The sequence below is a fragment of the Streptomyces sp. JL2001 genome, assembly GCF_050917515.1.
Lineage (GTDB): Bacteria > Actinomycetota > Actinomycetes > Streptomycetales > Streptomycetaceae > Streptomyces.
This window is the reverse complement of sequence record NZ_CP169421.1, coordinates 7,113,244-7,127,045: the sequence shown is the minus strand read 5'-3', so window position 1 is coordinate 7,127,045 and position 13,802 is coordinate 7,113,244. Positions and strand designations below refer to the sequence as shown.

Sequence of the window (13,802 nt, the reverse complement as noted above, 5' to 3'; positions counted from 1 at the left end):
GAACGGCGGTGCCGGGGGCGGGAGTCGGAGAGGTGACGGAGGAGAGGCCGCGGAGAGGTGACCCGGGAACGGCCCGGGGTCATGGGGAGCGCGCTTCTCTTCCGGACGCCCCGGGGCCCAGGACCCCCGGAGCAGCGGCGGCTAGCGCCAGATCGTCTGGACCGAGTCGAACTGGACCCAGGTGATCGGGTTGCCGCTGTTGGCGCCGTAGACCGTGACGGCTCCGGCGGGATTGGCCTCGAAGCGGCAGGCGTTGATGCCCTGGCTGTTGTTCCGCGGCGCGGCGGCCCGCGCGTACCAGGTGGGGCGGAGCCCGGCCGGAAGCGTGGCGATCCTGGTGTCGGCGGTGAGGTTGCAGGTCACGGCGCCCCGCGCCTGGAGGAACGTCGTACCGGCGATGGTGACGAGGCGGACCTGCGGGGTGGCGCCGGCCTGGGCGGTGACGCCGGGCTCCAGGAGGAGGTCGGCCCATTCACCGGCTTCGACGCCACCGGGCGCGGCGACGGCCGGGGTCGCGGTCGTCAGGCTGCCGGCGGTGAGGACGGCGGGCAGTGCGAGGGCGGCGCCGAGGATGCTGCGGCGGTCGTGGGACATGCGGGGTCGTCTCCTTGACGAGGGGGAAGGGTGGCGGCGGCGGGCGAGGTCAGCGCCAGACGGCGCTGAAGCTGTCCAGTTGGGCCCAGGTGACGGCGTTGGTCGCGCGGCCGCCGTAGAGCCGCAACTCGCGGTCGGAGTCGGCCTCGACGCGGGCGACGCAGACGCCGGCGTCGTTGTTCCGGGCGACGTTGGCGCGCGCGACCATCGTCGGGGTCAGCGCGTCGGGCAGGGTGCCGATGACGGCGTCCGCGTCGAAGCTGCCCTTGACGCCGCCGCGGAGCTGCAGCGTCGTCGTGCCGGCCAGGCTGATCAGCCGGCCCTCGGGGGCGTTCTGGTCCGCGGTGACACCGGCGGCGAGCGGGATCGGCGTCCAGTCCGTCAGGACCTTCACGCCGTCCGTCTCGGGCGCCTGGGAGAGCGACATGATGGTGCACGTGCGCGGGCCCGGGTCCTCGCCGGCGAAGCCGAAGTGCAGGTGCGGCACGCCGTCGCGCACCGAGACGGCCATCCCCTCCGGCTCGCGGTACTCCAGGCCGGGGGCGGCCAGGACGCGCTGCTGGTCCAGGACGGCGCCGGTGGCCCAGTCGACCGCGGTCAGGTACGTGTTGCCCGGCGGCGGGTTGTCGGGGTTGTCGTCGGCGATGGCTTCACCGGCGAGCATGTAGAGGACGCCGCCGAGCGAGGCGTACCCCTGGAAGACACCCTTCGGATCGGGCTGGGCGATGCGGGTGATCGGCTCCCAGATGCCGGCCGCGGCCTTCGCCAGGTCGTACGACTCGTACTTCATGCCGCCCGAGGAGAAGCGGACGACGAGCCGGTCCGTGGTGGGGTCGATGGTGCACGTGACGCCCGTGGCGCCGGCGGCGGGCGTGTAGGGCTGCGCGTGCAGCGGGGAGCCGTGGTCGAGGACTGTGCCGCTGCGGAACTCGAAGTGGGTGACGGCGGTGCCGTAGCCCTCGTCCTTGCTGTTCCTCTGGGAAGCGGTCTCCGTCCAGAGCCGGACCACGCCGGCCCGGTTCTCGACGGCCATGGAGACGCCGTGGCCGAAGCCCCGCAGGTACATGAACCCGGTGATCGCGCCGGTCTGGGTGAGCCGGGTGACGCACAGGTCGCCGTGCGCGATCCGGTCGGCGCCGCTGACCGGGCCCGACTCGCCGGTGAGGGTCAGGCCGCCCTGCACCACCTGCAGGACGAACACGTCCCCGCCGACCGGGTCGATGCCGAACGACTGCATCACCGTGGTGTTCTTCAGCGGGCGCCGGTGGAGCAGCTTGCCCACCGGCCCCGCGATGTCCATCTGTCCTTCGACACTGACGCTCAACGGCGCGGCTCCTTCTCGCTTCTCATGATCGCTCGGGCGGCCGACAGTCTGACAGGCCCTGGTCCGTGAGGCCGGTCGATTCCCGTTCGTCGGCCCAGGTGAAGGACTCGATGACCCAGGATCCGGCGGACGGCCGCAGCGTCAGCGTCTTGCGTCCCCAGGCGTTGAAGGCGGCCCCGTCCCGGACACCCCACTTGTAGTAGAGCGAGTGGCGGTGGGCGCGACCGGCGGCGAACATCGTCGTCGAGGTCACCTCGATCTCGGTGAAGTCCGTCAACGAGTCTCCGTTCAGCAGGATCTGACGCGGAGCCAGAAACGCGTCCACACCCGTCCGGTCGAGGCCGCCGCCCTCCGTGACCCGTTCGACGACCGCGTCGGGCGCGAGGGCCGCCCGGGCCGCGTCGAGGCGGACCGGCTCGCCGGCGCGGCGGGTGAAGGCGGCGAAGAACGCCGAGACGACGGCGTCGACCGCCCGCTGGTCCGCCGAGGGCCGCGGCCCACCGCGCCACTCGGCGCCGAGGACGGCGAAGGTGGAGAAGCTGCGCCAGGCGCCCTTCCGGAAGGCGCCGTCGCGGTTGACGGCCTCGTGGCGCATGCCGACGCGTCGCATGAGCGCGGCGGAGGCGACGTTCTCCACGGTGCAGACCCCGAGGACCCGGTGCCAGCCGAAGTCCTCGAAGGCGATGCCGAGCGCCGCGGTGACCGCCTCGGTGGCGATCCCGGTCCCGTGCACGTCGGGGTGGAAGGCGAAACCCACCTCCCCGGTCTCGGGTTCCCGCTCGTCCCGCTTGAGGAGCACCTCACCGACGACCCGGCCCGACTCGTCCTCGACGGCGAGATCGAGCCAGTCACCGGGAACGGCGAGCGCCTGACCGCCGATCATGCGCTCCAGCGTCTGCTCCGTCATCTCCCTGGTGTGCGGCTCGTGCGGCAGATGGCGCGCCACCTCGGGCAGCGAGCGGTGCGCGTGCACGGCGTCGAGGTCGTCGAAGCGCACCGGGCGCAGCCGGAGCCGCTTCGTGCGGACCGGGTAGTCCGGGTGTACGGGGGCGGCGGTGGACGGAGTGAGCGGGTGGGTCATGGAGGCTCCTCTGCGAGCGGTGGTCCGGCACAGTGTGCAGCTTCGGGGCCGGGGCCCGCAGGAGACCTCCGGCGCAGAGGCGCTCCGGCCGGGCCGGAAGTCCGCAACCGGAGTGCCTGGGCGGGGCGTTATTCGATTGCCGCGGGCCGAGCGGGTCGGATAGGAAGCTCGCATGCTGAGAGGCACCAAGATCGGGCTCAGGGCCCGGCACGAGGACGACATCCCGATCCTGCGGACCGAGCTCTACAACGACGTGGTCAACGCCGCGCGGGCCGAGAGCGGGCCGTGGCGGCCGGTCTCGCCCAGCTCGAAGGATCCGCGGCTCGTGGTGGACGACACGGAGCACGGGCACGTCCCGTTCTCCGTGGTCGAGTTGGAGGGCGGCACGCTCGTCGGCGCCGCGACGCTCTGGGGCATCGACAACCACAACCGGTGCGCGCACATCGGGCTCGGGCTGCTGCCGTCCGCGCGCGGCAAGGGCTACGGAACCGACGTGGTCGCGGCGCTGTGCCACTACGGCTTCGCCGTGCGCGGCCTGCAGCGGCTGCAGATCGAGACGCTGGCGGACAACCACGCGATGCTGCGCTCCGCCGAGCGCAACGGCTTCGTCCGCGAGGGCGTCCTGCGCCGCTCGGCGTGGGTGCTGGGCGAGTTCCTGGACGAGGTGCTGCTCGGGCTCCTCGCCCGGGACTGGAAGCCGGACACCACGACATGACCAGGGATTGAACGGCGGCGGCCCCGCTTCCGTATCCCCTGCGCCGGAACGTACGGGCGAGGGGGTCACGGCGTAGGGCGGGTGGGTGTGGTCGGCCGTCACCGCCGGGCCGACCGGCAACCCGCCTCTCCGTGGCCCCTCCCGGCCGGCCGGTCCTTCGTTCGGGCCGTGCACGAGATCCGTCGGCCGAACCGGAGACATGGCGTGGAACGAGGAACAAGGCTCGGCCGGTACCTGGCCTGCGCGCTGCTGGTGCCGGCCGTGCTCGCGGCTGCCCTGCTCGCCGGCGCGACACCGGCCGCGGCGCATGCCGTGGTCACCGCCAGCGACCCCCGCAGGGACTCGGTACTGACCACGCCGCCGGACCACGTGACGGTCACCTTCAGCGAGGCCGTCGGGCTGTCCGCCAACGCGCTCCGGGTCCTCGACCCCGAGGGCCGGCCGGTGCACACCGGCAGTCCCGGTCATGCGGACGGCAAGGCGGAGACCGTACGCGTGGAGCTCGCCGACGGCCTCGCACAGGGCACGTACACGGTCTCCTGGCGAGCGACCTCGGCCGACAGCCATGCCATCTCCGGCGCCTTCGTGTTCTCCGTCGGCGCGCCTTCGCGGGACGGCGCCGCCTCGGCCACCGAGCCGAACGGGAACGGCGCCGTCGACCTGCTCCAGGACATCGGGCGCTACGTCGCCTACGCCGGACTGTCCCTGCTCCTCGGGGTGGCGGTCTTCGGCCTGGTCTGCTGGCCGGGCGCCCTGGCGGTACGAGCGGTGCGCCGCCTTCTGTCGGCCGGCTGGTGGGCGCTCGCGGGTTCGACGCTCCTGCTGCTGGTGGCGCGGGCGGCATGGGAGAGCGGGGGCGGCTCGTCCGGCCCCTTCGACCCGCGGCTGCTGTGGGACACGGTGAGCAGTCGGCAGGGTCTCGCGCTCACGGTCCGCCTGGCCCTGCTGCCGGTGGCGGCCGTGGCCCTCAAGCGCTGGGTGCGCGCCGGGCCGGCCGGGCGGGCCGAGTGGGTCGGCGGGGCGGTACTGGCGGCGGGGCTCGCGGGGACGTGGGCGGTCTCCGACCATGCCTCGGCCGGCGTCCAGGTGCCGGTGGCGATGGTGTCGTCCGTGGTGCACCTGCTCGCGATGTCGGTGTGGCTGGGCGGGCTGGCCGCGCTGTTCGTGGCGCTGGCGCGCGCACCGCTCGACACCCCGGTCCCCGGCGCGGCCGTGGTCCGCTTCTCCCGGCTGGCGCTGGGGTCCGTCGCCGCCCTGGCGGTCAGCGGCGTCTATCAGTCCTGGCGCGGGCTGGGCTCCTGGGAGGCGCTGGCCACCCCGTACGGCCGGATTCTCCTCGTGAAGTCCGGGGTGGTGGCGGCGATGCTGGCGGTGGCGGCGTACTCCCGGAACCGGACCCGTCGATCGGTGCCCGTGCCGGTCGAGGAACCGGTGCCGGTCCCCGCGGGCGGCGGCCCGGGTCGGGGAGTCGGGGCCTTCCGCGTGCGCGGTGCTCCGCTGCCCGAAGGCGCGGCGGGCTCCGCCGAGCCGGGGTCCGTGGAGACCGGTCCGCGTCCTGCGGCGTGGCGGCGCGGTCTGCGCAGGTCCGTGGCGGCGGAGGCGCTGATGGGGGCGGTGGTCCTCGTGGTCACGACCGTGCTGGCGGGTACGCAGCCGGGCAGGGCCGACGCCGAGACGGTGACGGCTTCCCGGGTGACCGGATGGCCGGACGTGAACCTGGTCGCGATGCCCTTCGACACCGGCGGCGCCGGCATCACGGGAAGCGGCAAGATCCAGATCACGCTGGAGCCGAGCCGGGTGGGCCGGAACGCGGTGGAGGCCGTCGTCCTCGGCGCCGACGGCGGGTTCGTCTCCGCGCCCGAGCTCCGCCTGACCTTCACCCATGCCGAGGACGGCATCGGCCCGCTGGACGCCGGACTCGTCGACCGGGGCAGTCACTGGAGCAGCGACACCTTGACCCTTCCGGTCGCCGGAACGTGGACGATGCGGGCCACCGTCCGCACCTCCGAACTCGATCAGGTCACGGTGGAGAAGACGGTCGAGGTCGTGCGCTGAGCCCCGGCCGGAACCGTCTTCGGCCGGGGCCGGCCGGCGCGCCGGGCATCCGGGCACGGCGTCACGGGGACGCCGAGGGGACGCCGAGGGGACGCCGAGGGGGTGCCGAGGGGGTGCCGCGGGGGTGCCGCGGGCGGCGCGCCGGCGCCGCTGACGCACCCTCAGGCGCCGGTGGCCAGTACGGAGTCCAGCTTTCCCGCCCGTGCCTGTGCGACCAGATCCGCGAACTGGTCCGCGCTCATCTGGACGTGCTGGCCGAAGTCGTCGGTGATCCGGATACGCCTTTCGTCGGGCGCGTCCGCGTCGACGAACAGCTGCGGGCATCCGCAGTCGCACTTGCCGCAGAACGTCGCGACCGGTGCGAGCCGGGGGTTCTGGCTCATGTCACTTCCCTTCCTGGAACGCCGGGCCGCCGGTCCGGCGTGGGCCGACCTCCGGAACATGCCCGAACGGCCGGGGCGCACGCCCGATCCGGGTCGGCGACGGGAGCACGGTGCCCCGCCGGAGTGCATCGGCTGCTTCCGTTGCCCGCGCTCGGCGGGAACTCGGCATGTGCCCGGGGGGTGTGTCACGCGGAGCCGAGGTCGTCGGCGGGGCGGACGGCTCGGTCACGGACCCGTTGGCAACGATCGCGATGCAAGTGGGGACCATTCGGCCCCAGCGAGGTGCGCGTCCTGTGAATCAGACTGGTGGTGTCGGATCCCGGAGGTCCACATGAATACCGACCTGAGCGTCGCCGCGACCGCCGAGCCTCTCCTGCTCGACGCGGCTCTGCCCGATTTCGGGTTCTCGCGCTTGGAGTGCGCGGTGATCGCCGCAGCGCCGGACGTCGTGTACGGAGCAGCCCGTGATCTGGACCTGCTGTCCATCCACTCGCCACTCTTCGACGCGGTCATGTGGGCGCGTGGAATGCCGGACCGGGTGCGCCGCCGGCCTGTGGTCACCCCGCCGTCGATGCGGGTGTCCGATCTGTTCGACACCGACGCGGCTGGCGATCAAGGAGATCCGGAGCAGCCCTGGGTTGCCCTGGGTGAGCGCGCGGGTCGCGAGATCGTCTTCGGGGCAGTCGGCAAGGTGTGGAAGCCCACCATCGAGTGGCGCCGTGTCGAACCCGGTGACTACGCGGGCTTCGACGAGCCCGGCTGGGCGAAGATGGCGGCCGCCTTCGTCGTCCACCCCTACGGTGCACGGCAGTCCCTCCTGACCTACGAGGCTCGCACCGCCTGCACCGACCCGGATTCCACCGCACGGTTCGGCCGCTACTGGACGCTGGTTTCCCCTGGCGTCGGCATCGTGCTGCGCGGGGCGCTGCGGACGATCGGGAAGGCCGCCGGGGCGGCCGGAGAACGAAGTCCGAGAGGAGATGGGGCGTGATGCGCGCCGCGATCGTGTACGAAAGCTTGTTCGGCAACACGCGCGAGATCGCTGACGCGATCGGAGAGGGCGTGAAGGAGGCGCACCCCAACGCCGAGGTCGAGTGCGTGGCAGTCGTCGATGCGCTGCCGGAACGCATCGGCCCCACCGATCTGCTGGTCGTCGGCGGGCCGACCCACATCCGGGGCATGACCACAGGGATGAGCCGGAAGATGGGGCTGAAGTCCGAGGAGAAGCAGGCAGCGCAGGAGGAACGTCCCTTCGCACCTGAGGAGGGCTCCGAGGGCCCTGGCGTCCGCGACTGGTTCCACGACACACTCCCGAAGGTCCACACCGGTACCCATGCCGCTGCGGCCTTCGACACCCGGGCGGACATGCGCCTGGCCGGCGCCGCCGCCGGCGGCATCGCGCGCCGGCTGCGGGGACATGGTTATGAACTCGTCGCGGAACCTGAGGGATTCATCGTCGAGGACACCGAAGGCCCGCTGCGCGAGGGCGAACGGGATCGCGCGAGGGCGTGGGGCGCTGCCCTCCCCGTCCCTTGACCGGGTCTCATGGAAACCACGTGCGCCGGTGCAAGCAGCCGCCGTGGTCGACAGCGTCGGGGACGACTGCTCGGATGGTCGTGGCTGTTCGAGCCGTACCGTCGGCGCTTCGGAGCCGAAGCCATGACACGGGTACGAGCAGACGAGTTCGACGCGGCGGCAGCGCGCACGACGATGGACGCCGATCCGGGCTTCGGCCTCGCCCCGGACCACGTCGTCGGGCAGATGCTCGCCCACCGTGTCCGCTCCGCCCGTGTGTGCTGGATCTGAACGCCCCGCACGGGAACGACCCGTAGGTCCTCACCCCTCTGGGAGAACCTGATGCCCGCCTCGCGCTACACCGTCAGCGACGTCATGACCCACACCGCCATCGCCATCGGGCGTGACGCGCCGTACAAGGAGATCGTCGCGCTCATGGACCAGTGGAAGGTGAGCGCCTTGCCCGTTCTGGAGGGTGAGGGACGGGTGATCGGGGTCGTGTCGGAGGCCGATCTCCTGGCGAAGGAGGAGTTCCGGCGCGACGTACCCCGCCCCGACGAGTTCGACGCGGCCTCCAAGGCCGGAGCCGTAAGAGCCGGAGAGTTGATGACCAGCCCGGCCGTGACCGTCCACCCGGACGCGACGCTCACCGAGGCGGCGCGGATCATGGCCAAACGGAGGGTGAAGCGGCTGCCTGTCGTGAACGACGTCGGCCTGCTGGAGGGGGTCGTCAGCCGGAGCGACCTGCTGAAGGTGTTTCTCCGTACGGACGCCGACATCGAGCAGGAGATACGTCGGTCCGTCCTCGGTGAGACGGCCGTTCCGGCAGGGCTGGACGCCACGGTGGCTGAGGGAGTGGCCACGATCCGCGGTGCGCTCTCCGACCGGGCGCTGGCGCCGCTCCTCGTCCGCGCGGTGCGCGCGGTGGAGGGGGTGGTCGACGTCCGGATGGATCTCGATCCCGCCCCGGGAGCCGTTCCATGACGGACAATCCTCATGAGGCGGGTAGCCGACCGACATCAGGGGTCGCCATGTCCGATCCACCAGCAGCCACGGCACTCACACGCGTCTTCCTCGTGGACGACCACGAGGTCGTCCGCCGGGGTCTTCGCGACCTGATCGAAGACGAGCCCGACATGGAAGTGGTCGGCGAGGCGGCCACCGCCGACCATGCACTGGCCCGGGGGCCCGCTCTGCGTCCGGACGTGGCGGTTCTCGACGTCCGGCTGCCCGACGGTGACGGGATCTCCGTGTGCCGGGAACTGCGCTCGCGGATGCCGGAGCTGGCGTGCCTGATGCTGACCTCGTTCGACGACGAGGACGCCCTCCTCGACGCGATCATGGCGGGGGCTGCGGGGTACGTCCTCAAACAGATCAAGGGCTCTGACCTGGTGTCTGCGGTACGGACCGTGGCCACGGGCCAGTCGATGCTCGACCCGGCCACCACCGCCCGGCTGATGCGCTCGCTGCGCGATCCGGAGGCTGCGAGACCGCCGGAGGACGAGCGGCTCGCCGTGCTGTCGGAGAGGGAGCGGTCCGTACTCGGACTCATCGGCGAGGGGCTCACCAACCGGCAGATCGCCAAGCGCCTCCACCTGTCGGAGAAGACGGTCAAGAACCACATCTCACGGCTGCTCGGCAAGCTCGGCGTCGAGCGCCGCGTGCAGGCCGCTGTCATCGCCGCGCATGCCTACGAACACGACGCCGAGCAGTCGTAGGCCGCTCACTCGCGCTCGGCCGGCAACGGGATCCGCCACTCCAGCACAGTGCCGCTGCCCGGCTCCGCTCGTGCGAACACCGACAGGGTGCCGTCAAGACGCTCGGCCCGTTCGGACAGGTTTCGAAGTCCACTGCGGCTGCCACCCTGCGGAATTCCTATGCCGTTGTCGCTCACCGTCACCGCCAGCACGCCGTCGTCCACGACGACGGACACCTCCGCCCTGCTCGCCCGGGCATGCCGGGCCACATTGGTGAGCGCTTCCCCGAGGACGGCGAGCACCTCCTCGGCCGCATCCGGAGGCACGTCCGTGTCGAGCAGGCCCTCCATGCGCAGGGCCGGAGCGAATCCGAGCGTCGACGCGGCCGACTCCACGATCTTGACCACGCGGTTTCTGAGTTTCGGGGCGGTTCCGGGGGCGTCGTGTTCCCGCAGGCCGAAGATCGTCGATCGGATGATCTTGATGGTGGCGTCGAGGTCGTCGATGGCCCGGGTCAGTCGGTCCACGGCCTCCGGGTGCTCGACGAAGCGCCGGGCGCTCTGCAGCGTCATCCCGGTGGCGAACAGGCGCTGGATCGCCAGGTCGTGCAGGTCTCGGGCGATCCGGTCACGGTCCTTCAGAAGGCTTACCTGCTCGGTGTCGCGGCGCCGGTCGGCGAGCTCGAGCGCCAGGGCTGCCTGCCCCGCGAACCCGGGAAGAGCAGTGACCTCCGTGGCCGTGAAGGGAGGTCGCCCGTGGCGCCGCGCGAGGATCAGCACCCCGCTGAGTCGCTCCTTGGTACCGACCGTGACGGCCACTGCCGGCCCGAAACCCTTCCACCGCTCCGGCTGAACCGTGATGCGCGGCTCGTTCTCGACATCGACCACCGTGACCAGACCCTCCTGCGCCAGGGCGGCCTCGACCAGGGTTCCTTCGCTGCTCGGAAGGACGACACCCCGGTGAGCTTCGACCCCCTCGCCGCAGGCCAGCGAGCCCCGCAGCTCACCGCCCGAACCCACCAGGTAGAAGACCCCCATGTCGGCGCCCGCGATGTCCACGGCCTGTTCCAACATCCCGTCGAGGACCTGGGACTCCTCCGCGCCGGACAGGAGAGCGCTGCTCAGGTCGGAGTTTGCGGCCAGCCACCGCTGCCTGAGCCTGCCCTCCTCGTAGAGGCGGGCGTTCTCGATCGCGATGCCGGCCGCGACGGCCAGGGTCGTCACGACGGCCTCGTCCTCGGCGTCGAAGTCCGCCGCTCCCCGCTTCTCGGTCAGGTAGAGGTTGCCGAACACCTCGTCGCGTACCCGGATCGGTACGCCGAGGAAGGAGTGCATCGGCGGATGGTGGGGCGGGAATCCGTACGATGCCGGGTGCTCGGACAGCTCCGACAAGCGCAGCGGCTGGGGGTTCCGGATCAGCTCGCCGAGGAGGCCGTGTCCGGAGGGCAGATCTCCGATCTGCTCCCTCAGTTCGTCGCCGATGCCGATGGGGAGAAACTCGGAGAGTCCGTCGTCGTCGCCGATGACGCCGAGGGCCCCGTACTCGGCGTCCACGAGGCTCACCGCCGCCTCCACGATGCCGCGCAGCACCTGCGGCAGGTCGAGTTCGCGACCCAGAGACATGACGGCTTCGAGCAGCCCGTTGAGCCGGTCTCTGGTGCCACGCACCTCGTCGATGCGCACTTGGACCTCGTCGAGCAGTTCGTCGAGTCTCAGCCGCGGAAGCCTGCTCTCCACGGGCTCCGGGCCCCCACGACCCATCCAAACCTCCGGCTGCATCGAGCGCACGGGCCACACCCGAAGCGCGCACTATCACCGTAGACCGGAAGAGCTTCCCGTTCCTGTCGGGTCCCCTGGGTGGAAGGCGGTCCGTACGAGGCGGGCCGCCACGAATCCGGCGGGCGCACAAGCGATCGCGATGCCTGCGCCCGCCCAGCCGAGCGGCTCGGTCTCCAGGACGGACCTCAGGGAGGGCACGTACAGCGCCGCTGCGGCCAGCAGGGCTGAAGCGAGGACGGACAGGGGGAGGAACGGGTTCTCCCGGGTCAGGAGTCGGGAGCGCAGTCCCAGGACGACGCCGAGCTGCGCTGCGAGGAGGGCCAGGAAGAGGACGCTCTGCCAGGCGAGGTCCAGTGTCCGGGCAGCGAGTCCCGCGGCGAGGGAAGCTGCCGTGACGACGGCCGCGAGAATGAGCAGGCGCTGCCAGGCTCCCCCGCCGAGGATGTGCTGGTCAGGTGGGCGCGGGGGGCGACGCATCGCTCCCGGGGACGCGGGTTCGGCGCCCATGGCGACGCCCGTGAGGCCGTGCGTGAGGAGGTTGATCCACAGGATCTGACCCGCACGCAACGGCAGAGGAAGCCCCAGCAGCGGGCCGACGAGCATGACGAGGATCTCCGCCGCGCCGCCGGCCATGCCGTAGACCAGGAAGCGCCGGATGTTGTCGTAGACACGCCTCCCCTCCTCGACGGCCGCCACGACCGTCGCGAGCTCGTCGTCCGTGAGGACGAGGTCCGCCGCCTGCCTCGCCACCTCCGTTCCGCGCGCCCCCATGGCGACGCCGATGTCCGCCTGGTGCAGGGCGGGGCCGTCGTTGACCCCGTCGCCGGTCATGGCGGTCACTGCTCCCCTGGCGCGCCACGCCTCCACGATGTCCAGCTTCTGCTGGGGGTCGGTACGCGCGAAGACCCGCACCGACGTGAGGTCGGCGACGCGACCCGCGGTCACGTCCGCCCCGGTGACGACTCGGCCTTCCGTCTCGTTGCCGTCGCCCAGGAGAGCGACGTGGGACGCCACCGCCCGAGCCGTCGCCGGATGGTCCCCGGTGATGAGGACGGGAGTGATGCCGGCCGCACGACAGGAGGCGAGGGTCGCTGCGGCATGCGGTTTGGGCGGGTCGCTGAGCGCGACGAGGCCGAGGAGCGCGAGCCCCGACTCCGCCGCGGTGACCGGGCTCGGAATGTCGCTCCGCTCGCCCGATGCCACGGCGAGCACGCGGTACCCCCTCGCCGCCAGTCGCGCTGCCTCCTGCCGTGCCTCCGCGAGCGCGTCTCGGGCATCGAGCAGGACGGCCGGGTCGAGTACGGCTTCGGGCGCGCCCTTCATGCAGACGAGCACCCCGTGTTCGCCACTCTTGTGGAGCGTGGTCATGCGTCTGCGGAGGCTGTCGAAGGGCGCTTCTCCGACTCGGGGATGGGTAACCGACAGTTCCGTCGGCTCCGGGCAGCCCGTCTTGGCAGCGGCAGTGAGCAGTGCTGCTTCCATGGGGTCGCCCAGCGCCGTCCAGCGGCCTTCGGACGCCCTGTCGTCCGCCGGGCGCAGCGCGGCGTCGTTGCACAGGGCAGTCACCGTCAGCAGCTCCGTCAGCGGTTCAAGCTCGTCCGCCTCCACCGGCCTTCCGGCGATGAGGGCCTCACCCTCGGGTTCGTAGCCGACACCCGAGAGCTCGGCGCTCACTCGCGGTGTCCAGACGTGCTGGACGACCATGCGGCCCTCGGTCAGGGTCCCGGTCTTGTCGGTGGCCAGGACGGACACCGAGCCGAGTGTCTCCACCGCCGGCAGCCGCCGCACCAGGGCGTGCCGGACAACCATGCGCCGGGCGCCGAGGGCGAGGGCCAGGGTGACCACGGCGGGGAGGGACTCGGGGACCGCCGCCACCGCGAGGCTGATGGCGGTGACGGCCATCGTGCCGAGCGGGAGCCCGCGCACCAGGCCGAGGGCGAAGACCAGCACGCACAGCGCGAGCGTCGCGGCAGCGAGGACACGTCCGAGGGCGGCGAGTCGGCGCTGCAGCGGGGTCGGCTCGCGGCGTTCGTCGAGCAGGGCCGCGATGCGGCCGAGCGCGCCGGCCGCCCCGGTCGCCATGACTACGGCCACGCCTCGTCCCCGGACGACGACCGTGCCTGCGCTCAGCGTCGCACCGGGGTCCTTGTCGACGGGCACGGACTCCCCTGTGAGCATGGACTCGTCCACCAGTACGGCGGACGCCTCGGCGAGCTCGGCGTCGGCTGCGACGATGTCGCCTTCACCGACCAGGAGGACGTCACCTGGGACGATCGAGGCCGCCGGTAGGTCGCAGACGGCGCCGTCGCGCCGCACGCGCGCATGCGGGGCGGTGAGGGCCGAGAGTGCGGACACGGCGTTGTCGGCCCGGATCTCCTGCGCCACCCCGACGGTCGTGTTCACGAGGACGACCAGTCCGATGACGATGGCGTCGGGATGGTCGCCGATCGCGAGGGTCAGCACGACGGCCCCGAGGAGCACCATGATCAGCGGGTCGGTCAGCTGGGCCAGGATCCGCTTGTGGAGCCGTACGGGCTTTCTCGCGGTCACCTCGTTGGGGCCCGTCTCGGCGAACCGCCGGGCGGCCTCCTCCTCGGTGAGACCCGTGGTCTCCCGCACCGGTGCGGGCGCCCGGTCCTCTGCCGACGCCGTCATGGCCC

13 protein-coding genes are annotated in these 13,802 nt (G+C 72.1%); 7 read left to right on the top strand and 6 right to left on the bottom strand.

Translation table 11 applies throughout. The features are described 5' to 3' along the window. Positions 1-141 precede the first annotated feature (141 nt). The 3 genes from ACE1OA_RS31840 to ACE1OA_RS31830 are packed head-to-tail and all read right to left on the bottom strand — an operon-like array spanning position 142 to position 2,999. Positions 142-594: a hypothetical protein gene (locus ACE1OA_RS31840; protein ID WP_356606906.1), complete on the bottom strand. Its 453-nt coding sequence runs from the start codon at positions 592-594 to the stop codon at positions 142-144. 49 nt (positions 595-643) lie between these two features. Continuing rightward, positions 644-1,918: a hypothetical protein gene (locus ACE1OA_RS31835; protein WP_432753776.1), complete on the bottom strand. Its 1,275-nt coding sequence runs from the start codon at positions 1,916-1,918 to the stop codon at positions 644-646. A 22-nt stretch (positions 1,919-1,940) separates the two neighbouring features. Then, on the bottom strand, positions 1,941-2,999 hold the full coding sequence (locus ACE1OA_RS31830; protein ID WP_356780404.1) for a GNAT family N-acetyltransferase: 1,059 nt from the start codon (positions 2,997-2,999) through the stop codon (positions 1,941-1,943). A 172-nt stretch (positions 3,000-3,171) separates the two neighbouring features. Between ACE1OA_RS31830 and ACE1OA_RS31825 the strand changes: the two genes are divergently transcribed. Together ACE1OA_RS31825 and ACE1OA_RS31820 are read left to right on the top strand one after the other, a co-directional pair. Then, entirely contained in the window at positions 3,172-3,714 is a 543-nt protein-coding gene (locus ACE1OA_RS31825) for a GNAT family N-acetyltransferase (RefSeq protein WP_384870406.1), read from the top strand. Positions 3,715-3,918: 204 nt separating this feature from the next. Next, entirely contained in the window at positions 3,919-5,769 is a 1,851-nt protein-coding gene (locus ACE1OA_RS31820; RefSeq protein WP_432753775.1) for a copper resistance protein CopC, read from the top strand. 161 nt (positions 5,770-5,930) lie between these two features. Here the strand turns inward: ACE1OA_RS31820 and ACE1OA_RS31815 are convergent, their stop codons facing one another. Then, positions 5,931-6,152 (bottom strand): hypothetical protein, encoded by a 222-nt coding sequence (locus ACE1OA_RS31815; RefSeq protein ID WP_356606896.1) that lies wholly within the window; start codon positions 6,150-6,152, stop codon positions 5,931-5,933. Between the two features lie 331 nt (positions 6,153-6,483). Between ACE1OA_RS31815 and ACE1OA_RS31810 the strand changes: the two genes are divergently transcribed. From ACE1OA_RS31810 to ACE1OA_RS31790, 5 genes are all read left to right on the top strand, one after another. Beyond that, complete coding sequence (locus ACE1OA_RS31810) at positions 6,484-7,143, top strand: hypothetical protein (protein WP_384870410.1); 660 nt, start codon at positions 6,484-6,486, stop codon at positions 7,141-7,143. Continuing rightward, on the top strand, positions 7,143-7,688 hold the full coding sequence (locus tag ACE1OA_RS31805) for a flavodoxin family protein (RefSeq protein ID WP_384870412.1): 546 nt from the start codon (positions 7,143-7,145) through the stop codon (positions 7,686-7,688). The genes ACE1OA_RS31810 and ACE1OA_RS31805 overlap by 1 nt, the downstream gene beginning before the upstream one ends. Positions 7,689-7,811: 123 nt before the next feature. Beyond that, positions 7,812-7,958 carry a hypothetical protein gene (locus ACE1OA_RS31800; RefSeq protein ID WP_432753774.1) on the top strand — a complete coding sequence of 49 codons (147 nt, stop codon included), beginning with the start codon at positions 7,812-7,814 and terminating at the stop codon, positions 7,956-7,958. A gap of 51 nt (positions 7,959-8,009) precedes the next feature. Beyond that, entirely contained in the window at positions 8,010-8,651 is a 642-nt protein-coding gene (locus ACE1OA_RS31795) for a CBS domain-containing protein (RefSeq protein WP_384870415.1), read from the top strand. A 47-nt stretch (positions 8,652-8,698) separates the two neighbouring features. Further along, positions 8,699-9,385, top strand: coding sequence for a response regulator (locus ACE1OA_RS31790; RefSeq protein WP_384870417.1), 687 nt, complete (start codon positions 8,699-8,701; stop codon positions 9,383-9,385). A 5-nt stretch (positions 9,386-9,390) separates the two neighbouring features. Here the strand turns inward: ACE1OA_RS31790 and ACE1OA_RS31785 are convergent, their stop codons facing one another. Both ACE1OA_RS31785 and ACE1OA_RS31780 read right to left on the bottom strand, forming a co-directional pair. Next, the gene (locus ACE1OA_RS31785) at positions 9,391-11,124 is read right to left on the bottom strand and encodes a GAF domain-containing protein (RefSeq protein WP_384870419.1); all 1,734 of its coding nucleotides are present in this window, start codon (positions 11,122-11,124) and stop codon (positions 9,391-9,393) included. A gap of 51 nt (positions 11,125-11,175) precedes the next feature. Continuing rightward, positions 11,176-13,797, bottom strand: a complete 2,622-nt coding sequence (locus ACE1OA_RS31780) for a cation-translocating P-type ATPase (RefSeq protein WP_386542884.1) — start codon at positions 13,795-13,797, stop codon at positions 11,176-11,178. Positions 13,798-13,802 lie beyond the last annotated feature (5 nt).